At 66.7% G+C, this 22,367-nt stretch carries 24 protein-coding genes; 5 read left to right on the top strand and 19 right to left on the bottom strand.

Annotation, left to right across the window (positions count from 1 at the left end):
* The 4 genes from IU459_RS29400 to IU459_RS29385 all read right to left on the bottom strand — a co-directional run.
* Positions 1–658 (bottom strand): AMP-binding protein (locus IU459_RS29400; protein WP_195132841.1); only part of this gene is annotated, 658 nt, incomplete at its 3' end.
* A gap of 169 nt (positions 659–827) precedes the next feature.
* A complete protein-coding gene (locus tag IU459_RS29395) occupies positions 828–1,679 on the bottom strand; it encodes an alpha/beta fold hydrolase (protein ID WP_324199076.1) in 852 nt (283 codons plus the stop codon).
* A gap of 3 nt (positions 1,680–1,682) precedes the next feature.
* Positions 1,683–2,591 carry a VOC family protein gene (locus tag IU459_RS29390; RefSeq protein WP_195132840.1) on the bottom strand — a complete coding sequence of 303 codons (909 nt, stop codon included), beginning with the start codon at positions 2,589–2,591 and terminating at the stop codon, positions 1,683–1,685.
* A 30-nt stretch (positions 2,592–2,621) separates the two neighbouring features.
* A complete protein-coding gene (locus tag IU459_RS29385) occupies positions 2,622–3,164 on the bottom strand; it encodes a VOC family protein (protein ID WP_195132839.1) in 543 nt (180 codons plus the stop codon).
* 187 nt (positions 3,165–3,351) lie between these two features.
* Here IU459_RS29385 and IU459_RS29380 point away from each other — a divergent pair, with 187 nt between their 5' ends.
* On the top strand, positions 3,352–3,741 hold the full coding sequence (locus IU459_RS29380; protein ID WP_195132838.1) for a YciI family protein: 390 nt from the start codon (positions 3,352–3,354) through the stop codon (positions 3,739–3,741).
* Between the two features lie 23 nt (positions 3,742–3,764).
* Here IU459_RS29380 and IU459_RS38810 read toward each other — a convergent pair whose 3' ends face one another.
* The 7 genes from IU459_RS38810 to IU459_RS29345 form a co-directional block, all read right to left on the bottom strand.
* On the bottom strand, positions 3,765–3,959 hold the full coding sequence (locus IU459_RS38810; protein ID WP_228838695.1) for a hypothetical protein: 195 nt from the start codon (positions 3,957–3,959) through the stop codon (positions 3,765–3,767).
* Between the two features lie 341 nt (positions 3,960–4,300).
* Positions 4,301–4,738: a DUF6069 family protein gene (locus IU459_RS29370; RefSeq protein WP_195132837.1), complete on the bottom strand. Its 438-nt coding sequence runs from the start codon at positions 4,736–4,738 to the stop codon at positions 4,301–4,303.
* A 93-nt stretch (positions 4,739–4,831) separates the two neighbouring features.
* On the bottom strand, positions 4,832–6,610 hold the full coding sequence (locus tag IU459_RS29365; RefSeq protein WP_195132836.1) for a CocE/NonD family hydrolase: 1,779 nt from the start codon (positions 6,608–6,610) through the stop codon (positions 4,832–4,834).
* A 298-nt stretch (positions 6,611–6,908) separates the two neighbouring features.
* Complete coding sequence (locus tag IU459_RS29360) at positions 6,909–7,526, bottom strand: TetR/AcrR family transcriptional regulator (protein WP_195132835.1); 618 nt, start codon at positions 7,524–7,526, stop codon at positions 6,909–6,911.
* A gap of 267 nt (positions 7,527–7,793) precedes the next feature.
* Positions 7,794–8,819, bottom strand: coding sequence for a 4-hydroxy-2-oxovalerate aldolase (gene dmpG, locus IU459_RS29355; protein ID WP_195132834.1), 1,026 nt, complete (start codon positions 8,817–8,819; stop codon positions 7,794–7,796).
* Positions 8,816–9,799, bottom strand: a complete 984-nt coding sequence (locus IU459_RS29350) for an acetaldehyde dehydrogenase (acetylating) (protein WP_195132833.1) — start codon at positions 9,797–9,799, stop codon at positions 8,816–8,818. The genes dmpG and IU459_RS29350 overlap by 4 nt, the downstream gene beginning before the upstream one ends.
* A gap of 5 nt (positions 9,800–9,804) precedes the next feature.
* On the bottom strand, positions 9,805–10,617 hold the full coding sequence (locus IU459_RS29345; RefSeq protein ID WP_195132832.1) for a 2-keto-4-pentenoate hydratase: 813 nt from the start codon (positions 10,615–10,617) through the stop codon (positions 9,805–9,807).
* A gap of 200 nt (positions 10,618–10,817) precedes the next feature.
* Between IU459_RS29345 and IU459_RS29340 the strand changes: the two genes are divergently transcribed.
* Positions 10,818–11,549: an IclR family transcriptional regulator gene (locus tag IU459_RS29340; RefSeq protein WP_195132845.1), complete on the top strand. Its 732-nt coding sequence runs from the start codon at positions 10,818–10,820 to the stop codon at positions 11,547–11,549.
* A gap of 13 nt (positions 11,550–11,562) precedes the next feature.
* Here IU459_RS29340 and IU459_RS29335 read toward each other — a convergent pair whose 3' ends face one another.
* The 6 genes from IU459_RS29335 to IU459_RS29310 all read right to left on the bottom strand — a co-directional run bounded on the left by IU459_RS29335 (position 11,563) and on the right by IU459_RS29310 (position 17,272).
* Entirely contained in the window at positions 11,563–12,501 is a 939-nt protein-coding gene (locus tag IU459_RS29335; protein WP_195132831.1) for a sigma-70 family RNA polymerase sigma factor, read from the bottom strand.
* A 10-nt stretch (positions 12,502–12,511) separates the two neighbouring features.
* Positions 12,512–13,702, bottom strand: coding sequence for an NAD(P)/FAD-dependent oxidoreductase (locus IU459_RS29330; RefSeq protein WP_195132830.1), 1,191 nt, complete (start codon positions 13,700–13,702; stop codon positions 12,512–12,514).
* Positions 13,703–13,863: 161 nt separating this feature from the next.
* Positions 13,864–14,379 (bottom strand): hypothetical protein, encoded by a 516-nt coding sequence (locus IU459_RS29325; RefSeq protein WP_195132829.1) that lies wholly within the window; start codon positions 14,377–14,379, stop codon positions 13,864–13,866.
* Positions 14,380–14,904: 525 nt separating this feature from the next.
* Positions 14,905–15,510: a hypothetical protein gene (locus IU459_RS29320; protein ID WP_195132828.1), complete on the bottom strand. Its 606-nt coding sequence runs from the start codon at positions 15,508–15,510 to the stop codon at positions 14,905–14,907.
* 273 nt (positions 15,511–15,783) lie between these two features.
* The gene (locus IU459_RS29315) at positions 15,784–16,485 is read right to left on the bottom strand and encodes a glutamine amidotransferase (protein ID WP_195132827.1); all 702 of its coding nucleotides are present in this window, start codon (positions 16,483–16,485) and stop codon (positions 15,784–15,786) included.
* Between the two features lie 241 nt (positions 16,486–16,726).
* The gene (locus IU459_RS29310; RefSeq protein ID WP_195132826.1) at positions 16,727–17,272 is read right to left on the bottom strand and encodes a carboxymuconolactone decarboxylase family protein; all 546 of its coding nucleotides are present in this window, start codon (positions 17,270–17,272) and stop codon (positions 16,727–16,729) included.
* 141 nt (positions 17,273–17,413) lie between these two features.
* Here IU459_RS29310 and IU459_RS29305 point away from each other — a divergent pair, with 141 nt between their 5' ends.
* Positions 17,414–18,271: an AraC family transcriptional regulator gene (locus IU459_RS29305; RefSeq protein WP_195132825.1), complete on the top strand. Its 858-nt coding sequence runs from the start codon at positions 17,414–17,416 to the stop codon at positions 18,269–18,271.
* Here IU459_RS29305 and IU459_RS29300 read toward each other — a convergent pair.
* Entirely contained in the window at positions 18,262–19,362 is a 1,101-nt protein-coding gene (locus IU459_RS29300; protein ID WP_195132824.1) for a helix-turn-helix transcriptional regulator, read from the bottom strand. The two genes, IU459_RS29305 and IU459_RS29300, sit on opposite strands and share 10 nt — an antisense overlap.
* Before the next feature lie 157 nt (positions 19,363–19,519).
* Here IU459_RS29300 and IU459_RS29295 point away from each other — a divergent pair, with 157 nt between their 5' ends.
* Together IU459_RS29295 and IU459_RS29290 are read left to right on the top strand one after the other, a co-directional pair.
* On the top strand, positions 19,520–20,986 hold the full coding sequence (locus tag IU459_RS29295; protein ID WP_195132823.1) for an FAD/NAD(P)-binding protein: 1,467 nt from the start codon (positions 19,520–19,522) through the stop codon (positions 20,984–20,986).
* 391 nt (positions 20,987–21,377) lie between these two features.
* Positions 21,378–21,770, top strand: coding sequence for a hypothetical protein (locus IU459_RS29290; RefSeq protein ID WP_195132822.1), 393 nt, complete (start codon positions 21,378–21,380; stop codon positions 21,768–21,770).
* 48 nt (positions 21,771–21,818) lie between these two features.
* Here IU459_RS29290 and IU459_RS29285 read toward each other — a convergent pair whose 3' ends face one another.
* Positions 21,819–22,367, bottom strand: coding sequence for a winged helix-turn-helix transcriptional regulator (locus tag IU459_RS29285; RefSeq protein ID WP_195132821.1), 549 nt, complete (start codon positions 22,365–22,367; stop codon positions 21,819–21,821).

Raw genomic sequence — 22,367 nt, 5'->3', positions numbered from 1 at the left:
TTTCGAACAGGCCCATCCCGTTGTTCGCGCTGACCTGCATCGCGTGCAGCCAGTTGGAGCGGTGCGAGTACACCACGCCCTTCGGGTCGCCCGTGGTGCCCGAGGTGTAGCACATGGCGGCGGCCGAACGCTCGTCGATCACGGGAAAGTCGTAGACCTCCGGCTGCGCGGCCAGCAGTTCGGGGTAGGAGTGCACCGCCACGCCCTCGGGCGCGGTCAGTGTGGCCGCGTCACCGTTGACCACGATCACGTGCCGGACCGTGGTCAGATGCGGAAGGATCTGACCGAACAGCGGCACCAGCGTGCCGTCCACCAGCACCACCTGGTCTTCGGCGTGATTGGCCACATACACCACCTGTTCGGGGAACAGCCTGATGTTCAGCGCATGCAGCACCGCACCCATCGCCGGCACCGCGATATAGGCGACCAAGTGCTCGTTGTTGTTCCACATGAACGTGCCGACCCGATCGCCGACCCCGACCCCCAACCCACGCAGCGCGTTCGCCAACCGCGCCGACTCGGTGCCGACCTCACGGTAGGTCATGGTGCGCACGCCGGTACCGGTCCAGGTGGACACGGTGGAATCCCCGGCGAACGTCGATGCGTAGCGCAGCAACGTCGCCAGCGACAAAGGCTCGTCCTGCATAGTGCTGAACATCGGAACTCCTCTATTTCTCCAATGACTTCCGCTCAGAAAGCCAGGTCTGTATCGGCCACCTTCGGGGTCTCCGACGTGATCCCGTACAGCAAGCCGGTGTCCGGCCGCATCACCCGCACCCCGTCGAATTCGCCACCGCGACGGAGCACCTAGCGGGGGCTCAGCCAGGTCAGGCCTCGGACAGGAACGGTTCCACGACGCCGAGGAACTCTGTCGTCTTCTCGATCATGGTCCAGTGGCCGCAGTTGCCCAGCACGTGCAGCCGGACGTCTGGAAGGAGTTCCAGCAACGCTCCCGAGGATGCCTTCCACGGCACGACCCGGTCGTCTCGCCCGTGGATCATGAGGGTCGGCTGCGCCACCTGGACCAACTCGGCACCGGACAGGGCCAGGTCATCGACCCAGCGTTGGCGCGGTTCGGGGAACATTGCTTCCCAGGATTTCGCGACGGTGCGCTCGGCGCTTGCGGCATATCGCATCTCGACCAGCTCATCGGTGATCAGCCCTCGGTCGTAGGCGAACAGCGCGATGATCTCACGCATGTTCCCCATTCCTGGCCGATAACTCCAGACTGTGTCGAGACCTTGCGGGAGCGCCATCGCGACACCCATCGAGCCCATGAGGACGAGGCGACGAACGGCCTGGGGGCGCTCGGCCGAGAGCGAAAGGGCGATTGCCCCGCCCATCGAGTTGCCGATGATGTCGAAGGTCTCGATGCCGAGTTCGTCCATCAGAGCGAGTGCGTGCCGGGTCCACGCCTGCCGACCCCACGTTCGCGGCTCACCGGTGGCTGTGCCCCCGAAGCCCAACTGGTCGGGGGCGATGACACGCCGGGTCTGCGACAGGGACGGCAGCACGGGACGCCAGTTGGCCGCGGCGCTCACACCAGGACCGGATCCGTGCAGGAGCAACAGCGGCGGCTGCGCGGTTTCGCCGCTGGGTTCCCCGGTGTCGATGACGGTGGTGCGCACCCCATCCACCTCGCGGATCGATGCGGTCAGCTGATCGCTGGTGACGGTCACTTGCTAGCTCCTCGTTGGGGTGGAATCAGTTCCGGTCATCGGGGCCGGCCGCTGCGTCGAGACCCGCTTGACCGGGCCCAGCCACATATCGATCGAACCCGGCTCGTCCGGGTCGAACGTGCGCGGTCGCCAGGCCGCGTCATCCTCGATGCGCCGCACCCCGAACGAGTACTCGTAAGTGAAACCCTCGGGGCCGAGAAAGTAGAGGAACACCGCTGTCGACTGCGGGTGGCGACCCGGACCCATTTCGATCTGGACGTCGTGCTCTTGCAGGAAGTGCCAGGAACGGAACACGTCGTCGATGGACTCGACCTGAAAGTTCATATGGCACAGACCAGCGCTCTCACCCTGGAATACGGCGAGCTTGTGGTGCACGGGATCGATCCGCATCAGGCACGCGGCGTTACCGATCCAATCCGATACGCGGACGTTGAAGTGCCCGTTCCAGAACCGGTAGGCCTCGTGCACATCCGGGGCGTCGAGACAGAGGTGCCCGAACTCCGTGATGCCGGCCGGCCGAGTGAAAGCGACCGGGCGGGTGATCGTCTCCTGCTGGCTGACCAGCTCGATGCGATTGCCGAAGGGGTCGTCGAAGCCGATGAACTCGGCCACGCGCCGCGAACGAGCCTCTTGCTTCGACCCACGCCGCACCACGAAACCAGCCCGCTCCAGATCGCTCTCGGCGGCCTCCAGCGCATCCGAGTCGGCAACGGTGAACCCGGAGGCAAGGACCCCCGATACCCCCTCGACCAGAGCTAGACAGTGGTGGCGGGAGTCGGCGCGAAGGTGTGCGACGCCCGGCTCTGTCTCGCCGGCCAGCTCGAGACCGACGATGCGAGTCGCGAAGTCGGCGGCGGTCCTGAGATCGGCGACTCCTGACCGCACGTAGGCGATGTCGGTCAGCGTGATCATGGGTTTCCTCTTCTTGCCGGACGCGCGCTGTCAGGAGTCGATCGCGTCCGGGATGAGGTTCTTCACCAGCCCCGGCTGCAGATAGCCGGTCTCCCCGTACTGAGCGACCAGCCACGCGTTGTCGGCCAGCAGCTTCTCGATCGGTTCGGTGAGGTCGATCGCCGCCAGGAATGGCTGGCGGGCGGGCAGCCCGGTCTGCCAGTACACCTCGCACCGGTTGCCCTCGGGATCGAAGAAGTAGATTCCGAATGCGTTGCCGTGCGTCACGATCATGTCGAAGTCGACATCGTGCTCGATGAATCTGCGGTGTAACTCGAGCAGCTCGGTCAGGTGATTGACCCGGAACGAGACCTGCTGAATGAGCTTGGTGTTCTCGTCGGCGCGTGCCACGGTCCGGCCTTCGACGAGCTGGAACTCGTGGTGCTCGAAGTCCGGTCGGGCACTGAAGAACCGCATGCCCAGATCCAGATCCTCGTCGGTGACGGTCAGTCCGAGGACATCGCGGTAGAACGCGGTACTGGTCTCCAGGTCATTGCAGAAAACTCCGAAATGACCGAGTTCAGCGATCGGCATGGTGAACCTTCCTTCCATGGGTGGCGGCCGGGTCATGTGATGGTCGAATGAATTGCGCCCCGAACGGCTCGGTCGAGGAGTCCGCATGTGGTATCAGTCCTGGCGGCTGTTTCCGACCGTAATGTGTATGCACTTTTGCTGTCAAGGTTTCTGTTGACACTGAGTGCAGACTGCATACAGTTCTGGGATGAATTCATTGCCTCCCGATCACGACGCTCCGGATCTCTCACGGCTCCTGGGCCGGGACTACTGGATGGTGACCTCGACCCCTGCAGACGGGACGACCGCCGAGGACATCGCCGCCCTCGCCCCGGCGCACATCGCCTGGCTGCTGGACCTGGAGGAACGCCACCTCGTCTTCCTGTCGGGCCCCCTCGTCAGCGGCCCCGGCGCCAACCCGGGATCGGGCGTCACGGTCTTACGCGCCTCCGATGAGGCAGAGGCAACGGCCATTGCGTCAGCGGATCCCTTCGTCACGGCGGGTCTGCGAACCTTCGTTGTGCATCAGTGGCGCCTCAACGAGGGCAGCGTCTCGATTCGACTGTCACTCGGTCGCGGCACCTACGAATGGCAGTGAGCGAGTCGGGCATACGGCCTTCCCTATGAGTACCGGGCGGCCGTCAGGCCTGGGGCGATGTCGGTGATCATGTCTTCCTGTCCGCCGACGAGCCCGCGCCTGCCGGCCTCGCGGAGTTCATCGCCAGAGCCGCTGACAAGGCATGGGCGGCAATGCTTCCCGCATATCCTGATCGATTTGAATTGTTGCCACTCCCATTTCGTATGCTGCCTTCGCAAAAGTGTGCGCTGCTACGGAATCGGCCCGGTAGCGCATCGGCGGCCAGCCCGGGAAATGCACTGTGACACGGCATTGCATTACTTTGGTCCCGAATCTGCGGCGGAATGGGAATCTTCGCTTGGGTGCAGCATCGGGTCGGCATCTCGGCGTCCGATAGCACGATCGTTTCCAGAATCCGGGTGGGTAGGTAGGAATCGCGGTGCCGGTCGGGGTGGGCGCGCCGCAGAGTCCGCCAGGCTCGCGGCGAGGTTGGCGTGCGGGCTGGACATGTGCATGGCTCCTTCGACGTACCGGGCCGCGGACGGATCACACTCCGACTTCAGCGGATCGATTGGTTGTTTCAGGCGTGCTGCTGCGTTCCAGGCCGAGCGCCGCTTCCACTGGCCAGGAGCGGAACGAGTACGGCGGCGACTGCCAGGTGCATCAGGGCGAGCGTGGCTTTGGCGCTGCCGGATGCCTGGACGTACGCCATGGGCGCGAGCGACACCAGCAACACGGTGACGGCCAGTCGGGTCCAGACGGTCGAGGCCCGGTCGGTGAACCGGTCCAGCCACTTCCGCGTCGCCGAGGCGAGCAGCGAGACGACGAGCGTGCTGCCGAGGGCGAGGGGCAGGCCGACGACCTGGGCCGGCTGTCCGTTGCGGGTATAGACGCGAAGTTCGACGCCGAGGCTTTGGGATGCGGCCCACAGCAGAGCTGTGACCAGGACGGCGCCGCCGATCGCGGATGCGTAACGCAGGAGGCTCGGGCTGGCTTGGCGGGTGGAGGAAATGGTCATCAGTGCACTCCGATCAGAGGTTGGGACGGTCTTGCCGGGGCGGAGGCGCCGCGGCGAACAGGGGTATGTGAGGCCACACGTTCCGGCCGGGGCTCACCGGGAGGAGTGATCGGGACGAGCGGGCGGCCTCGTCGCGGCTGGAGGCCATCCCGTCTGTTCGCGGTCCAGGATCGGAAGGAGCAGGCGTGAGCTGGAATGCACCGTGTTGACCCCCGCCATGCCGACGGACGCGTGACTGAACAGCAGCATGGGCCGGAAGTCCTTGCGATTGTCGTCGCTGGTGAGGATCAGCCGGATGCGGTGGCCGCGCTGGAACCGGCGGGCGTTGGCGACCAGCGGGATGCGGTAGCCGACAGGCTCGCCCGGAGGGATAGGGATCTGCGCCCGCGCCGGGAGGACGGGCCGGCCCGTCTCACTCGCGTCCTCGTCGATGTGGCGCATGCCGGCGCGCAGCCAGCCCTGGGTGATGTCGGTGGCCGTACCGTCCGGGCCGACGTCTTGCAGGAGCAGGATCCATGCCGTGTCGGTCGCGCTGCTGGTGGCGGTGAGCCGTAGTTCGGGGTGGCCGACCATGTCGATGTCGCCGGGAAGCGGGTCGCTGGTCCAACTCAGCTGTGCGGGCAGTGCGTTCGCGCCGTCGGTGGCGTAACTGCGCGCGCCGGGACGCTCGCCGGGCGTAAGGGAGCCGTCGGCGTTGAGGGCCAGGGCGGTGTGGGTGGCCGGCGGGGGCCAGGAGTCGGCGGTGCGCCACTGTTCGGCCCCGGGCAGCCAGTAGCGGATGGCAGGGCCTTCGAGAATGCCGGTGTCTCGTCCCTTGAGCCAGTGGTCGAACCAGGCGAGGGCCTCGATGTGCATGCTTTCCCACGGCCAGGGCAGGCCGTAGTCACCGAGCATGGCCATGCGCACATGCGGATTGTGGCCGAGGGCATCCCAGGCTTCGAAGAGGCCGGTCAGATGGAGGGGGACGTTGGACCACTCGCCGCCGAGGTAGACAGGGATGTCGACGTCGGCGAGCAGTCCGGTCAGGTCACGCTCGTCCCACCACGCATCGCGGGTGGGGTGATCGGTGGCCACTGCCTCGAGCAGGGCATTCCACGGGTGGGCGTCGTGGCGGAAGCGGCTGACCTGCTCCAGGCGGCGGTGCACCTCGACGGCGTCGCTCTTGCTGAACCGCCGGTGGATGGCGGGGATGGCGAGGAACCGGCGCAGGAGACGGGACAGGCCCTTGCGATATAGGCGGTCACCGTGGGCGGACAGGACGCCGAGCGCATGGAGCCAGGGGGTAATGAAGGCCTCGCTCAACAGGCCGTTGTGATAGGCGGCTTCCCGTACCTGGACGGTGACGTTGAAGGGAAACAGTGCCTTGAGGTGTGGCGGGCGCTGGGTGGCCGCCTCCAACTGGCTCATGGCGTAGTAGCTGATGCCGACCATGCCTACGTTCCCGTCGCACCAGGGTTGCCCGGCGACCCACTCGACCAGGTCGAACAGGTCCTTGCGCTCCTGCTCGTCGAAGAAGGTGTAGACGCCGCCGGAGCCGACCGTGCCGCGGAGGTTGGCAATGACATGGGCATAGCCGCGCGGCACCCAGAAATCGCTGGTTCCGGCCTCGATGATGGCCGCGGGGGCGCCCAGGTCCTGGAGCTGGCGGGGATAGGGGGCCGCCGCGACGAGGGCGGGGAACCTGCCTTCCGCGTCGGGCCGGTGAATGTCGGCCAGGAGCTGGATGCCGTCGCGGACCGGGATGGGCACATTGTCCTCGCGGGTCGTCCTGTGGACGGCCGGGGACAGGTCGCGGTACTGACGACCGGTGGTCTGCGGTCCGTTGAGCTGGCGCTGACCGGGCTCCACTCCAGAGGCCTTGAATCGGGCCATGACACCTTCATTTCCACATGTACTGAAATTAACTGTCCCCACCGTACGCGCAACAACTCGCTGCGGACAAGAGTAATTTCCATATGCCGTGAAAATATTAGGAGTTATCGCCCGGCGACCTGTCGTAGGCGTCGGGGCCGTGGATGCCCGATGGGAGCCGGGGCCGCGTACCGGGACTGGCGAATCGTCCTCGCACCCCCATCGAGCGGGTGGCGGATTTGAGGTACTGGCGACCGGCGCTCTGCGCTGGAAATAAGCGGGCTGACGGGCGATGTCCGCCCGGGGCAGCCGGTTACGGTCAGGCGTTCGCCGGGATGTCCTCGCCCAAGGCGCCCGTGAGGTAGTGCTGCACAGTCGGCGCGATCAGGCGGACGACCTGCTCTGAGGGGATGTCGGCGATGCGGTCGAGCGCCCAGACGTAACGTGTCATCGCCAGGCCCACGATTTGCGTGGAGACCAGATTTGCGCGCACCTCGGCCTCCTCGTCGGGAAGGCTCGCCGACACGACCTGCAGGACGAGCGCGGAGAAGACGGAGCGGAGGCGCTCCATGGCGAAGGGCTCGTGACTTGCCGCGAGGATGATCGAGCGCAGGACCTCCGCGGTGGCCGGGTCGTCCCACATGCGCAGCGCCGCCTCCACGAAGGCTCGCCCGCGCTCCTCCACCGGCATCCGGGCGGCCTCGGCAATGGCCTCACCGAAGGCAGCCGGCGGCTCCAGCGCGGCCTTCAGTAGTCCCGTCTTGTTGGAGAAGTAATAGTTCACCAGGGTGGGATCCACATCGGCGGCCTGCGCCACCGAACGCAGCGAAGTCCCGGTGTAGCCCCGCTCGGCGAAGGACTTGCGGGCCGCCGTCAGTATGCGGTCCGCCTGCGCACCGCGTTCCCCACGGGGCCCTCTTCCAGCTCGTGCCGCCATGTCCCACCGTCCCCCTTTCGGCTCGTTCCACGATCGCGCATGATTGGCTGCTGGTGTTGCATCAGCGTGTGCTGAACATATTTCAGCATACCGTGAAATTGCAATCAGCTGGGACTGACACCCAGCAAGACCACCGCCAGGCAGATCAGCTCGGCATCGGTCGGCTTCTTCGGCCGGCTCGGCCGCCGCGATTGCATCACATCCGTGCGGCACCGTCCCAGCGTGCGATGACCTTGGCACTGCGCCGTATCCGGGCATGCCCCTTCGTCAGGCAGTCGCCCGGGCGGAGGCGGCGAGCAAGTCCAGGGCTATGTCGACGATGAGGTCCTCTTGTCCGCCGACCAACCCGCGGCGTCCCACCTCGAGCAGGATCGTGCGCACGTCGATGCCGTAGCGCCGCGACGCCGTTTCGGCATGGCGCAGGAAGGACGAGTAGACCCCGGCGTACCCGAGCGTGAGGGTTTCGCGGTCCACGCGCACTGGACGATCCTGCAGCGGCCGCACCAGGTCGTCGGCGGCGTCTTGCAGGGCGAACAGATCGCAGTTGTGTTTCCAGCCGGACAAGTCCGCGACGGCGACGAAAGGTTCGATCGGGCAGTTGCCCGCTCCCGCACCATGTCCGGCGAGCGAGGCGTCGACCCGGGTGACGCCCTCTTCGACCGCCACCACGGAATTGGCCACCGAGAGCGAGAGGTTCTCGTGCGCGTGGATGCCGATCTCGGTGCCCGGATCGAGCGCCTGACGGTAGGCGCGGACCCGGTCACGGATACCGTTCATGGTCAACCGGCCGCCGGAGTCGGTGACGTAAACGCATTGCGCCCCATACGATTCCATCAGTTTCGCTTGTTCGGCGAGGCGAGGCGGTTCGGCCATGTGCGACATCATCAGGAATCCGGAGACGTCCATGCCGAGTTCCCGTGCCGTGGCAATGTGCTGGGCCGACACATCGGCTTCGGTGCAGTGGGTGGCCACGCGCACCGACCGGACGCCCAGCCGGTAGGCGTGCTTCAGTTCTTCGATAGTGCCGATGCCGGGCAGCAGCAGCGTGGTCAGCCGGGCGTTCGTGAGATTGGCGGCGGCGGCTTCGATCCATTCCCAGTCGGTGTTGCTCCCTGGCCCGTAGTTCAAGCTGCCTCCGGCGAGACCGTCGCCGTGGGCGACTTCGATGCCGTCGACACCCGCCGCGTCGAGCGCGGCCACGATCCGGCCGACGTCGTCGGGCGTGATGCGGTGGCGCACCGCGTGCATGCCGTCGCGGAGTGTGACGTCTTGGATGAACAGCTGGGTTGTCATCGGAGCGCTTCCTGTCCTGCCGGTGCGGCGGTGATCGTGTCGGCGATGGATTCGGCGTAGCGCACCGCCGCCGAGGTCATGATGTCGAGGTTGCCCGCGTAGGCCGGGAGATAGTGAGCGGCTCCTTCGACTTCCAGGAAGACCGTCACCTGATGGGTTGGCGCGGCCGCGGTGTCCGGGCCGAGCAGGGTGTGCACCGGTTGATCCTCCGGGACGGCGCTGATCTGAACTCGTTGCTTGAGGCGGTAGCCGGGCACGTAGGTGGCCACTTGCGCGACCATCTGCTCCACCGATTCGCGAATCGCCTGGTGCGTGCCTGAATCGGGCGCTGTGATCAGGCACAGCACCGTATCGCGCATGATCAGCGGCGGGTCCGCGGGATTGAGGATGATGATGGCCTTGCCGCGCTGGGCGCCACCGACCGTTTCGATCGCGTGCGCGGTGGTCTCGGTGAACTCGTCGATGTTGGCGCGGGTACCCGGACCCGCGGACTTCGAGGCGATGGACGCGACGATCTCGGCGTAGGCGATCGGTGCGATGCGGGAGACGGCGGCGACGATCGGGATGGTGGCTTGCCCGCCGCAGGTGACCATGTTGACGTTCGGCGCGTGGCGATGTTCGTCGAGGTTCACCGCCGGTACGACGAGCGGGCCGAGCGCGGCCGGCGTCAGATCGATCAGGCGTTTGCCGAGCGGTTCGAGCACCGCGGCGTGGGCGGCGTGGGCTTTGGCGGAAGTCGCGTCGAAGACCACGTCGATCTCGTCGAAGTTCGGCAGCTGCAGCAGACCCTGGACGCCATCGGCCGTGGTTGGGACGCCGAATCTGCGGGCGCGGGCGAGGCCGTCGGATTCCGGGTCGATGCCGACCATCGCACCCATCGTCAGCACGTCCGAGTGCCGGATCACCTTGATCATCAGATCGGTGCCGATGTTGCCGGACCCGATCACCGCGACCTTCAGCTCGGCGGGTTTGTGGTTCATGATTCTCACTCCTGGATGAAGTTCGTGGTCACCGAGCCGAGTCCGGTGATGTCCGCGGTGACGGTGGCAGGGCCCTCGATCGCGGCCATCGGTCCGAGCGCTCCGGAGAGCACGATCTGCCCGGCGCGCAGTGGCCGACCGAACTCCCGAGTGGTCCGTGCCAGCCAGGCCAGGGCGTGCAGCGGATCGCCGAGGCAGGCGGCCCCGGTTCCCGTCGACACCTGGACACCGTCGATCGCCATCCGCATCTGCGCCGAAACGGGCTCGAAGGTATCGAGGGCGCGGCGTTCGGTACCGAGGACGAACAGGCCGCTGGAGGCGTTGTCGGCGACGGTGTCGCCGAACGTGATGTCCCAGCCGGCGATGCGACTGTCGACTATCTCGAGCGCGGCCACGGCGTAGCCGACCGCGCCGCGAACCTGCTCGTCGTCGAGCGAGCCGGTCACCAAGTCCTGTGCGAGCACGAACGCGACCTCGGCTTCGACCTTCGGTTGCAGCAACCGGCTCAGGGGCACTGGCGTGCCCTGGCGGTAGTGCATGTCGCCGAACAACACTCCGAAATCCGGTTGATCGACGCCGAGCTGCCGCTGTACCGCCGGGGAAGTCAAGCCGACCTTGCGGCCGACGACCTCGGCGCCCGCTGCGATGCGCTCGGCGGTCAGCAGTTCCTGCACCGCGTATGCCGCGGCCACGTCGTCGGCACCGATCAGATCGCGTACCGGCGCGCACGGTGTGCCGGAGCGGGCAGCCGCGCCGAGCAGGTCGGCGGCGGCGATCGCGGCCGCGGAGCGTCGGTCAAGGCTTGGAGGTGTTGGCATCGGAATCCCGGATCCGTGAGGAGGGCTGGAACAGTGCTCTCACTGTCGCCGCGGGCGGGAGGGACCCGCCAGCATTGCGTTCCACTGAGCCGAACGCTCCCAGGTAGAGTGAGCTGGGGCCCTAAGGGTTGGAGGTCGATACGGTGTCATCCGCGGTTGCCGGTCGGGTGGTAGACGGTTCGACCGTTCTGGGCAAGACCATGGCGGTGCTCGAGGCGTTCTCGATCGACGACACCGCGTTGAGCCTCGCGGAACTCGCGCGGCGGACCCACATGCCGAAGGGCACCTTGCACCGGGTCCTGTCGGACATGGTGGCGGTGCGACTCCTGGACCGGACCGAGGCCGGATATCGGCTCGGCGGGTATCTGTTCGAGCTGGGAATGCGCGCGTCGGTCGAGCGGAGTCTGCTCGAGGTGGCCATTCCCTTCCTGGAGGAGCTGAACGCGCGTATTCACGAGACCGTGCATCTCGGCGTCCTCGACGGCACGGATGTCGTGTACCTGACGAAGATCGGCGGACGCAGGCAGGCCAGCGCTCCGTCACGGATCGGCGGCCGCATGCCGCTGCACTGCACGGCCATCGGCAAGGTTCTGCTGGCCTACGCCGACGCGACGCTCCGAGATCAGGTACTCGCAGGACCACTTCGTCGGCACACTCCGCGGACGATGGTTCAGCCGGGCACGCTACGCAAACAGCTCGATCGGATCGCGGCCGACGGCGTGGCCTTCGAATTCGAGGAGTCGGCCCCCGGGCTCGTGTGCGTGTCCGCCCCGGTCCGCGAGGCGGACCAAGTGGTGGCGGCGATCAGTGTGGCCGGCCCGTCTCACCGGTTCCATCCGGAGGCCCACGCGGCATCGGTCCGCGCGGCCGCCGACGGAATCGGACTCACCCTCACCCGGCGGGCCCGGCTGTTGAGCCCGCCCACCGCCTGAACGGACGGCCCGTTTACCACGATTCGATCAGCGGGACATCATGCTCCTGCCGCTGCCATTCCTCGGTGAGGCGACCGAGTCGGTGCGGGGCGGCGATGCTGCGCACGCCTGCGATCTTGTCGTCGCGGATCTCCAGGACCGCGACGCCGACGACCCGGTCGTCGAGCGTGAAGAGCATGGCCGGGCAGCCGTTGACCACGGCGGCATGGATCGAGGGTGAGCCACCGGCCAGTCTCCGCTTGGCCGGGGAGGGTTTGAAGCCGGCGCGCAGCGCGTTGGCGATCCGCTCCGGGGTCGAGTACCGGATCAGCTTCTCGGCCAGCCCCCCGGCGCCGTCGGAAATGCCGGTCGCGTCGTCGGTGAGCAGCGCCACCAGCCGTTCGGTCCGGCCCGAGGAGGCGGCATCGACGAACGCTTCGACGATTCGACGCGCGGAGGCATAGTCGATGTCGGTGCCGTTACCGGCGGCGGAGATTCGACGCCGGGCTCGGTGGGCGTGTTGCTGACTCCCGGCCTCGGTGATGCCGAGAATCTCGGCTATCTCGGCGTGGCTGTACGCAAAGGCCTCGCGCAGCACGTAAACAGCCCGTTCGACCGGCGACAGACGCTCCATGAGCGTCAGCACCGCCAGGGTCACCGATTCACGCTGCTCGACGGTGTCGGCCGGGCCCAGCATCGGGTCGCCGTCGAGGAGCGGTTCGGGCATCCAGGCGCCGACCGCGCGTTCACGCCGCACCTTCGCCGAACGGAGCCGGTCGAGCGCCAAGTTGGTGACGATCTTGGTCAGCCATGCTTCGGGCACCTCGACGTACTCCCGGTCGGCGGCCTGCCACCGCAGGAACGCGTCCTGCACCGTGTCCTCGGCGTCGGCGGCCGAGCCGAGTAGACGGTAGGCGAGCGAGGCCAGCCGATTCCGGCTGGCCTCGAAACGCGCCACGGTCGCGGTGTCCATGAGCACGACTCTATGCTGCGACCACGTCGGGCGAGTGCTCTCGGGTGGTGGCCAAACGGTACTTGTGATTCGGCTTTCCGAAGGTCGGGTGGCTCACAGCCCAGGCGGCGGTATTGATGATCGCCGACTTGACGCGTGCGGCCGCCCTACCGCGTAGGGCTCCCGGCTTCGCTCGCGCGTCACCGTCGACCAGCTGGAAGAGCCCATCGTTGCGGCCGAGGCTGATGTGGTTGCCGATATAGGAGAAGGTGGTCGGCGCGACTTTGCGGCCGGTCAGGTCCCCGATGATCGCAGCCGTCGCCGCCTTGCTGGTGGGTCCCGCCGAAGCACACGACATCGGGTACGGCAGGCCGTTGTCGCCGATGACGAAGACGCTGTCACCGGCGGCGTAGACGTTCGGGTGTGAGACCGACCGCAGCTGCTGGTCGACCGTGATCTGGCCGTTGGGTTCCACCGCGAGGCCGCTGGCGGCGGCTATCGGGTGGACGGCGAAGCCGGCGGCCCACACGGTCGCGTCGGCGGTGAAAACGGTGCCGTCGGCGGCGATCGCCGCCGCCGCCTCGACGCGCGCGATGGCGGTGTGCTCGTGGACCGTGATACCGAACCGGTCGAAGGCACGCAGCATGTGACTGCGGGCCTTGGCGCCCAGCCAGCCGCCCAGTTCGCCGCGGGTGACGAGGCTGACCCGAAGCCCTGGACGGGATTCGGCGAGCTCGGTGGCGGCCTCGATCGCGGTCAGGTTGCCGCCGACTACCAGCACGTGCCCGCCCTCGCCCAGCTCATCCAGGCGTGCGCGCAGCCGCAGCGCGGCCGGCCGCGCCGCCACATGGAAGGCGTGCTCGTCGACGCCAGGAACGCCGTGGTCGGCGATGGTGCTGCCGAGCGCGTAGAGGAGGGTGTCGTATTCGAGCCGGTCGATGCCCGCGCCGTCGCCGACGGTGACAGTCCGGTGCTCGGCGTCGATGCTGGTTACCCGCGCCACTCGTAGCCGGATGCCAGTGCCCGCGAACACCTCCGCCAGCGGCCGGTGGCGCAGCTCCTGCCCGGCGGCGAGCTGATGCAGGCGCAACCGCTCGACGAAATCGGGTTCGGCGTTGACGACGGTGATCTCGAAGTCGTCGGAGTGCAGCTGGCGGGCCAGGAATGTGGCGGAGAAGGCTCCGGCGTATCCGGCCCCGAGGACGACGATGCGGTGCTTCATGGTTCGCTCCTGTCTGGTTCGCGTGTTCCCTGAACGAGACAGACCCCGAATTCCTGACAGCATCAACCAGTGATGTGGATCACCCCCGAGGCTCGCTCAGCGGACGAACTCCATTCCGAACCGAGCTGGAACCCAAACGCCGACGGTTTCGCCGAAACGTGCTATCTCTTCTTCAATCCGTCCAGCGCCTTGCGGGCTTGGTTCTCGGCGATCATGGCGAGCTCGTCCCGGTTCACCGGGGGTTCGCCCTTCGCGCGCAGAATGGCGACCTCTACTCGCACTGAGACATTGCTGTCCTGCGCGCCCACGATGTAGGTCATTCCGTTGCTGGTGTCCGTGGTCGCGGTATGCCAGTAGCCCCGGGCGCCGATTCCGGTGACCTCGCCCGAGGCCCGCCCCGATCCGGCGGCGCTGGTGTCGGTCTGTTTCCAACGGTCGTAGGCCGGCGCGGCGTCGGCGCCGGTGAACTGGGCCTGGAGGCTGATGCCGGCTTCGCCGATGGTTGCGTCGTCGGGAACGGTCGAGGGGCTGGTGTAGCGGATGGCACAGTACAGGTTGCCGCCGTCGGCGCTATTCGGCGGGAATTCCTGATGCAGGGGAGCTTCCCTCGGGGTGGACGACCACCTGTGCAACGGCGTGGCATCGACAAGATCGCACGCGTTGGTGATGCCACTCATCGAATAGATTCCCGGCGCCGGCTCCCGGCGGGACGTCGTGGCCGGAGCCGCACTGGACGAGGCCGAGATGCTGGACGGGGGTCGGGCAGTGGCGGACTCGCTGTCTCTGTCGCCGACGACAACACCGATCACTACACCGACGCCTAGCGCTACCGCCAGCTCGAGAACACCGGCAACGATCAGACCCGTTCTGCCGCTGCCGGCCTGCGGTGGGTACGGTGGCCGCCCGTATCCCGCACCAGGTGGGCCGTACCCGGTAGCGGGCTGACCGGGGGTGGCCCCTAACGGAGGCGTGTGCCTGCCCGAGTCCGGGACGCCCCAGCCGCCGACTGGGGAATCGGGTTGTCGCACAGCAGGATCGGCGCTTTCCGACGTCTGCCGATCGTCAGATCCGTGCTGGGAATCGGTCATCGCCGTAACCTCTCCGGTTCCGCAACGGGCTCGCCGTCGACTCCGACCCGATCGTATTTCAGCCACCGTCGGTCGTCGGCACCGTCCCCACTGGTCCGCTCGAGTCGCCGGTCTCTACTTGTCGCGCAGACCGTCCAGCGTCCTGCGCGCCTGGGACCGGGCGATCGAATCGAGTTCGTCCCGTCTCACCGCAGGAGAACCCTTCTCGCGCGTGAGGGAGATCTTCACCCGCACCGAGACATTGCCGTCCTGCACACAGACGACGTAGGTCATGTTCGCGACGAGGTTTCCTCTGACTTCGGAGTACCAGTAGCCCTGATTGCCGATTCCGGTGACCGCACCGGAAGCCGACTCCGACTCGGGTGTGCCGACGTCGGCGTGTTTCCAATGGTCGTAGAAGGGTGCCGCCGCACCGTTGGTGAATTCCGCCTCGACGCTCATTGCGGCCTTGTTCATCGAGAACTCACCGACGGTCGCGCTGGTGTATTCGGCATCGCACTTCAGGCCGCCGCTTCCGTAGACGGACGGCCGCGTTTCCCTATGCTCGGGAGTACTTTTCGGCGTGGGCGACCACTTGGTCAACGGCGTTGGATCGACAAGGTCGCAGGCGTTGGTAATCGCATCCATCGAATAGGTCGCCGTTTCCCGCTGGGCAGTAGCCGAGGCATCGGCGGACTCACTGCTACCGTCACCACCGCCGACGACGATGCCGATCACCACACCGAGCCCCAGCACCACCACCAGTCCGAGTACACCGGCGACGATCAAACCTGTTCTGCCGTTGCCGGTCGATGGTGGGGGATACGACGGTGCCGGCCCATACCCGTGTTCGGTCACCCCTGTAGCCCCTTCGATTCCGCAACGGGATCTCCGTCGAACGGCAACTCCGAGCCGATTGTATTCCCGTCACCGCAGTCGCAGGCAGTAGCGGTCCCTGAGGCTCCCGGCACGTCGCTGCAATGCTCATCGAGCGCGATGTTGTCCACCGGCGAGTCAGTTATCGAGCGCGTCGAGCCACCTCGCGAACACAGATCGGCTGCGGATGGCGAGCGTTGGGCCGTGCAGACGGGCCTGCTCGCGGATCGCTCGTGGGTCGATCCCGTTCGCGGCGAGTTCGTGAGCGTGACCGATCAGCCACCGTTCGAGCATGGTGTGGTCGGCCTCGAGATGGAACTGCACAGCGAGCAGGTTCTGCCCGGATATGAACGCCTGGTTGGGGAAGCCAGGAGTTTCCGCAAGGCGGCCGGCTGTAGCGGGAATCGCGAATTCATCACCGTGCCAATGCAACACCGGGATGCCGCTGAGCGGGGCGAGGAGACTCTGCTCACCGAGCGGCGTAAGAGTAAGTGGGCCGTAGCCGACCTCGAATTTGCCCGTCGGCGTGACCTCGGCGCCGAGTGCTGCTGCGATGAGCTGCGCGCCGAGACATATGCCGAGGATCGGCCGACCGGTGCCGATCCGTGCCGCGATGGTCCGTACTTCGTCGTCCAGGAACGGGTACCGGTCAACGTCTCCCACGCTGATCGGCCCGCCGAGGACGATGACGAGGTCGGCGTCGAGCAAGCGGTCGTCGCCGATCGGGTCGATGCCGGCGTCGAGATAGGTGATGCGATACCCGCGCGCGGTGAGCATCGGTTGGAGGATGCCGAGGTCCTCGAACAGAACGTGGCGGATGACGACGGCGGTGTAGGTCATGTGGGACTCTCCCTGAGCGGTTGGGGCTCCGGGCCATCGGAGACGGCCGAACTGGTTGCGGACTGCCGAGGCGGGGCGGGCGCACGTCCGAGTGGATGCGCACCCGCCCCGGAGCGGATCTAGGGTCTCGGTGCCCCTTCTCGCCACGTCCAGTTTGGTCGCCGCGATGGTCAAGGCCGGCATCCACGCCATGACGTCGGCGGGATGGGCGCTTCTGGTCGGCGTCGGCACCGGTGGAAGGTCAGCCGGCCCGCCGCAGACCCACCGCGGGGAAATCGACCGGTACTGCGAGGGCGACGTTGATGTAGTTGGTGAACAGGTTGAGCGCGACCTGCCCGATGACCTCGACGATGTGCTCATCGCTCCAGCCCTGGCCACGGAGAGCCTGCACGTCCTCTGCCGTGACCTGGCCGCGCTCTTCCACCAGCTTCAGCGCGAAGCCCAGGAGCGCCGCAGTCCGAGGGTCATCGGACTGGCCCGTCTGCGCGGCTTCCAGGGCCGCACGGCTCACCCCGGCCTTGCGTCCGAGAGCGGTGTGCGCGGCCAGGCAGTACTCGCAGGAGTTTCGGTTGGCGACGGCCACGGCGATCTGCTCGCTGAGCGCCGGACCCAGAGCACCGCCGCCGAAGGCGCCGAACGAGGCCCACATGCTCGTCAGGGCGGCAGGCGAGTTGGCGACGGCTCGGAACATCGCGGGCACGGTGCCGAACGCGGCATGGATACGATCGAGCTGGTCCTTGACGGTTCCGGTCGCGGACTCGCGCTCGACAAGGGGGACAAGAGACATGGAGTGCTCCTCGGGTCGTGATTCGGACGACGCCCCGGCAGTGTCTCGCCGGGCGACGCACTCTCAGACTGCCTGGACCACTCGGACTGATTGAGTCATATCATCTCGATTTCTTACCAGATCGTCTGCCATCCTTGGTCTGTGACTTCGCTCGACCAGCTCTCGCCTCTACTCGAACGCTTTCGGGTGCGAACCCGCCTGTTCCATGCGGGACCGTTGTGTGGCGTAACGACCTTCGACGCACAACTAGGCCGAGGCTTCCTCCATGTGCTCCGATACGGCGAGATGGAAGTGACGCACCGAAGCGTCAGCGGTCGGCTGGAAAAACGACAGATCGATAAGCCCAGCCTGCTGTTCTACCCACGCCCGCTGGAACACGCCTTTCACAACGCGCCCACCGAGGACTCCGACTTCGCCTGCGCGACACTCGACTTCGACGGCGGCCCGACCCACCCCCTGGTACGCACGCTCCCTCCGGTGATCGTGCTCCCGCTGGACGCCGTCGGCACCCTCGAACCAGCGCTCGATCTGCTGTTCGCCGAGATCGACAATGTGCGGTGCGGCCGAAAAGTGCTGGCCGATCGCCTGTTCGAAGTTGTGCTCATCCAGCTGTTCCGCTGGATTCTCGACCACGCCGACGAGCTTGCGCTGCCCACCGGGCTGCTGACAGGGCTCTCCGATGAAAGCCTCGCCCGTGCACTCGTCGCCATCCACGAGTCGCCCGGGCGGCCGTGGACGCTCGCCACGTTGGCGCGCGAAGCGCGCATGTCCCGCAGTTCCTTCGCCGCCCGGTTCAAAGAGATGGTGGGGCAGCCACCCGCCGAGTACCTGACCGGGTGGAGGATCACGGTCGCCCAGGACCGGCTTCGCGCCGGCGCCTCAGTTGCTCGCACGGCAGCGGAACTCGGGTACGCCACCCCTCCGGCGTTCTCGCGGGCGTTCACGCAACGAGTGGGATGCTCACCACGCGCATGGTTGGCGACTGCCCGCTACGGGTAGCGGGCGCTTTCCGGCGCCACGAGCGGCTCGTAGTGCTCGGTGTAGAGCTTCGCGACCAGCTCACCCCGACTCGCTACGGAAACCTTCTCGAAAATCGCCTTCACATGGTCTCGGACCGTGTGCGGCGACAGGAACAATCGGCTCGCGATCTCAGTGGTGGACAACCCGCGCGCGATCAGTTCGGTCACTTCGCACTCCCGCGGTGTCAGCTCGTAGGCGGCGATAACCAGTGTGGCGATCTCCGACACCGGCGCGGGTCCGATCGTCATCGCGGTCATCTCCTCGGTGTCATCGGCACCGCGCAGGCACGAGGCATGACATACCAGCCACCCGCCGGTGAGCGCGCGCATTCGGATTCGGGCATTCCCACCCGTCTCGCGCGCACGACCGACGGTGCTACGAATCCACACCGGCAGAGGCAGGTCGATACCGGACGGCGTCGCCGCGCGAGGGCCCGGCGGCATATCGGCGAGGAAGCGGCGGGCCTCGTCATTGATCGACGTCAGGCTTCCCGCACGGTCGAAAAGCAGCATTCCCGGCGTATCGGAGGGCCGTCGCGGCGGCTCCGTGGATTGGGCGTACGAGCGTAGCCGCTGCGCCATCGGACTCGACAACGAGCCGACCACTGCCATCTCCTCGGCCCGGAACGGCGCTCGACCGCGCTCACGGAACAGACTCAGCTGTCCCCAAGGCCTGCCATCGACTCGGAACACGGCACGCAGTTCGTCGTCGAAGCCCCGTGGCCGCATGAAGTCTCGGTACAGCGGGCTCGACAACGGACGATCACCGGTGGCCTCCCGCAACCCGGCAACCGGCACCGGAGCCTTCGTCAAATGCCGAAAGGGATTGACCGCATCGGCGAGGAATTCCGATTCCCAGTAGATGCCGCACCCACCCTGCTGGAGGTTTTCGATCCGTACCGGCGCCGCGGTCAATCCGTTGATCGGATCAGTGGCAACCCATACGGCCGCGTCGAAGGGTGCGACGCGGCGCAGGCGGTCCGATGTCACGGCGAACAGGCCCTCCGCGTCGGGCGCTGCGGCGATTCCCGCCAGAAGACCGTCCGACGGCTCACTGGTCGACCTGCTCATGCCCGCCATGATTCCCGCACACGAGGACTCCGTACAACCCCTCATGTGAGGGGTTGTACGGCGTGTCGGAACCCCCCGATCGAGGGATGGGATCTCGCCCGGCAGCCGAGAAGGCTGGTCGACGCACGTCCATCGAGACTCGGAAGAGGGATCAACCATGCATATCGGAATCGTCGGCGCGGGAATGGCTACGGTGGCACTGCTCGACGCGCTGGCCGGCTCGGACGCGAAACCGGGGGAGATCACGGTGTTCGAGAGCTCATCCGCCGTATGGCGCGGCCGCGCATACCAATGCGACCAGGACTCCGTACGAGTGAACGCACCACCGATGGCCATGACCGCACGCGCAGGAGACTTGGATCATTACCTGCGTTGGTTGCAGGAACGCCCCGAACTCGCCCGCTACCTCGACGAAGGACTCGGCCTACCGGTGGTTCCGCGCGCGGTATACGGACAGTACCTGGAACACACCGCGCATATCGCCATCGCCAACCTGCGCCAGGACGGATGGCGGGTGAGTGTCGTCAATTCCGGCGTCACCCGGTTCTCTCGAAACACCGACGCCACCTTGCACACCGCCGCCGGCGGCACATTCCAAGTGGACCGCGCGGTGCTGTCCATCGGCGGCGGACAGCCACACGACAGCTATGGGCTGACCGACACGCCGGGGTACGTCCATGAGCCATACCCCCTGTTCCGCAGGTTGGCCGAGGTCCCCGCGGACCGGCACGTCGCCGTCATCGGCAGCGGATTGACCGCCGTCGATATCGTCACCGGGCTGGTCTCCACCGGACACACCGGTCCGATCACCCTGATGTCCCGAAGCGGCGTACTGCCCGCCGTACAGCAACGTCCCATCCGATACGAGCCGCGGTATCTGACACCCGAATACGCGTTGCGACGTGTTCGCGAAAACCAGGGCCAGGGGATGCTCACCACGCTGATCGAGCTGATGAAGGAGGAACTCTCCGAGCTGGGGCAGGATTTCCGGACGCTGACCGATGAGGTCATCGGCAACGACACCGAACCTGCTGTGCAACGGCTGCGGCGCCAGCTGTCCTCGGTGGCGGACCCGCATCAGGGCCGGCGACTGCTCGGCCGGGCCATCCGAACCGTCGTGCCGGCGGTGTGGCCGCTGTTCAGCGAGCAAGACAAGACGATGCTGCGCAGCGCACACTTCCGCACCATCAACTGCCTGAGTTCACCCATGGTCCCGCACAATGCGAATATCCTGCTGCACCTGTTCGATTCCGGCCAGGTACGGCTTCGGCCGGGGTTGCAGAAGATCCGGCCACACTCTCACGCCGGATTCACGGTGACCGACGACGCCGAATGGACCGCCGACGTGGTGATCAACGCCGTCAACCCACCGCCCTACACCGTGCCACAAGCCGCCGAGGGGTTGGCGCGTTCGCTGCTGACCTCCGCATCGGCCGAACGGCATCCGTTCGGGGGTCTGACCACCCAACCCGGCACCGGCAGGCTCCTCATCTCTGGCCGGCCCGACCGCACCTGGTACGCACAGGGCAATATCGCGAGCACCTCGACATTCATTGCGACCGACCCCACAGGCCTCGCGCACGAGGCGGCACGACTCGCCCACGCCCTCACCGCACAACAATAACCAACGGTACGGCGAGCCTACCCATCGACATCAAACCGCGCCCAGTGGATCTGGGTCGAATCGTCGCTGCCGTGAAAACTCGAGGCATATTCAGCAAACGCGACATCGAGAATGTCGAAGCGATTTTCGCCGGCGCCGCATTTGGCGACGGTCGCAATGCGACGATTATCGCGAAGCGCCGAGCCGAACTTCGAACGGCGGCTCTCGACTTACTTCACGACGCACCCGACCTCTGTCATGGTTTCCACCGTAATACGTAGTGGGGTTCAGTCGAGTTACCCCGTCGGAACGCGCGAGGGTGTCCAGGACGGGCGATGTCGGCGTGGCGAAGTCGGCGTTTCGCGAGGACACTGAGGACGTAGCGCCCAATTCGTCCCCAGGAGCACATGCGATGGCAACCAACGGGCCTTTCGGCATCGATCCGGAAGATTTCGAACGCGCACTGCGTGCGGCGGGAACCGAGCTCCGCGACCTGCTCGGGAAAGCCGGCGTATACCTGGATCGCGTAGATCACGCCAGCGTCGGTTCACTGGCGTCGTTGCTCGGTCAGTTCGTCCAACCGGAAAAGCCGCGTCCACCGAAACCCGAGGGCGAGACCACCGGCGAGACCGGCAGCGGGGTATGGGCGATCTACAGCATCGACGACAACGGCGAGGCCAGAGTTGACCAGGTCTTTCCGTCCGAGCTCGAGGCTTTGCGCGCGCATCGCGACAACACCGATGATCGCCGTCGGGTACGATTTCTGCCCTATGGAGTTCCGGCAAGTGTGTTGGATGCGCCCTGACCGTGCCGACTCGCTCCACGAGTAGCAGTTTCCGGCTCCCTGCCGGGTTCACTCCAGTTCGGCCGCCTCGTCTCCGGCTCGACTCTCGGCCAGGGCGCCGTCCCGGTCGGAATGGCGGCGGGCCAGGACCGTGGTACCAGGTCCCGAGGCGGCGCCGGGGCCAGGCAGTGCCGTTACGGTCGACGCTCTCACCGGCGTACCGCATGCCGAACAGCAGACCTGTGGTGTGAACGTCTCGCCGCAGTCGTCGTGCGAGAGACGCACCGGCGGACCACCCGGCGGCGTAGCCCACTTGTCGCCCCACGCCATCAGCGCCATCAGTACCGGCATGAGCTCGCGGCCGGGCTCGGTGAGGTGGTACTCGTGCCGCGGCGGCCGTTCCTGATACACCCGGCGCTCCACGATGCCGTTTCCGACCAGCGTGTCCAGCCGCCGGGTGAGCAGGTTGCGGGAGATGCCGAGGTTCTCCGCGATGTCGTCGAACCGGTGCAGACCGAGGAAGAGGTCGCGCACGATCAGCGGCGTCCACCACTCCCCGACGAGTTCCAGGGACTGCCCGATGGAGCAGTGCATCTCGGCGAAGCTGGTTCGGTGCAT

The sequence above is a fragment of the Nocardia amamiensis genome (assembly GCF_015477605.1).
Lineage (GTDB): Bacteria > Actinomycetota > Actinomycetes > Mycobacteriales > Mycobacteriaceae > Nocardia > Nocardia amamiensis_A.
The sequence above is the reverse complement of the archived record's forward strand: the minus strand, read 5'-3'. Positions and strand labels throughout refer to the sequence as shown.

Excerpts from the sequence above, each read along its gene's own strand:
- IU459_RS29390 (WP_195132840.1), bottom strand. The coding sequence starts at position 2,591 with ATGATCACGCTGACCGACATCGCCTACGTGCGGTCAGGAGTCGCCGAT.
- IU459_RS29385 (WP_195132839.1), bottom strand. The coding sequence starts at position 3,164 with ATGCCGATCGCTGAACTCGGTCATTTCGGAGTTTTCTGCAATGACCTG.
- IU459_RS29380 (WP_195132838.1), top strand. The coding sequence starts at position 3,352 with ATGAATTCATTGCCTCCCGATCACGACGCTCCGGATCTCTCACGGCTC.
- IU459_RS29370 (WP_195132837.1), bottom strand. The coding sequence starts at position 4,738 with ATGACCATTTCCTCCACCCGCCAAGCCAGCCCGAGCCTCCTGCGTTAC.
- IU459_RS29365 (WP_195132836.1), bottom strand. The coding sequence starts at position 6,610 with ATGGCCCGATTCAAGGCCTCTGGAGTGGAGCCCGGTCAGCGCCAGCTC.
- IU459_RS29360 (WP_195132835.1), bottom strand. The coding sequence starts at position 7,526 with ATGGCGGCACGAGCTGGAAGAGGGCCCCGTGGGGAACGCGGTGCGCAG.
- dmpG (WP_195132834.1), bottom strand. The coding sequence starts at position 8,819 with ATGACAACCCAGCTGTTCATCCAAGACGTCACACTCCGCGACGGCATG.
- IU459_RS29350 (WP_195132833.1), bottom strand. The coding sequence starts at position 9,799 with ATGAACCACAAACCCGCCGAGCTGAAGGTCGCGGTGATCGGGTCCGGC.
- IU459_RS29345 (WP_195132832.1), bottom strand. The coding sequence starts at position 10,617 with ATGCCAACACCTCCAAGCCTTGACCGACGCTCCGCGGCCGCGATCGCC.
- IU459_RS29340 (WP_195132845.1), top strand. The coding sequence starts at position 10,818 with ATGGCGGTGCTCGAGGCGTTCTCGATCGACGACACCGCGTTGAGCCTC.
- IU459_RS29335 (WP_195132831.1), bottom strand. The coding sequence starts at position 12,501 with ATGGACACCGCGACCGTGGCGCGTTTCGAGGCCAGCCGGAATCGGCTG.
- IU459_RS29330 (WP_195132830.1), bottom strand. The coding sequence starts at position 13,702 with ATGAAGCACCGCATCGTCGTCCTCGGGGCCGGATACGCCGGAGCCTTC.
- IU459_RS29325 (WP_195132829.1), bottom strand. The coding sequence starts at position 14,379 with ATGAGTGGCATCACCAACGCGTGCGATCTTGTCGATGCCACGCCGTTG.
- IU459_RS29315 (WP_195132827.1), bottom strand. The coding sequence starts at position 16,485 with ATGACCTACACCGCCGTCGTCATCCGCCACGTTCTGTTCGAGGACCTC.
- IU459_RS29310 (WP_195132826.1), bottom strand. The coding sequence starts at position 17,272 with ATGTCTCTTGTCCCCCTTGTCGAGCGCGAGTCCGCGACCGGAACCGTC.
- IU459_RS29300 (WP_195132824.1), bottom strand. The coding sequence starts at position 19,362 with ATGAGCAGGTCGACCAGTGAGCCGTCGGACGGTCTTCTGGCGGGAATC.
- IU459_RS29295 (WP_195132823.1), top strand. The coding sequence starts at position 19,520 with ATGCATATCGGAATCGTCGGCGCGGGAATGGCTACGGTGGCACTGCTC.
- IU459_RS29290 (WP_195132822.1), top strand. The coding sequence starts at position 21,378 with ATGGCAACCAACGGGCCTTTCGGCATCGATCCGGAAGATTTCGAACGC.
- IU459_RS29285 (WP_195132821.1), bottom strand. The coding sequence starts at position 22,367 with ATGCACCGAACCAGCTTCGCCGAGATGCACTGCTCCATCGGGCAGTCC.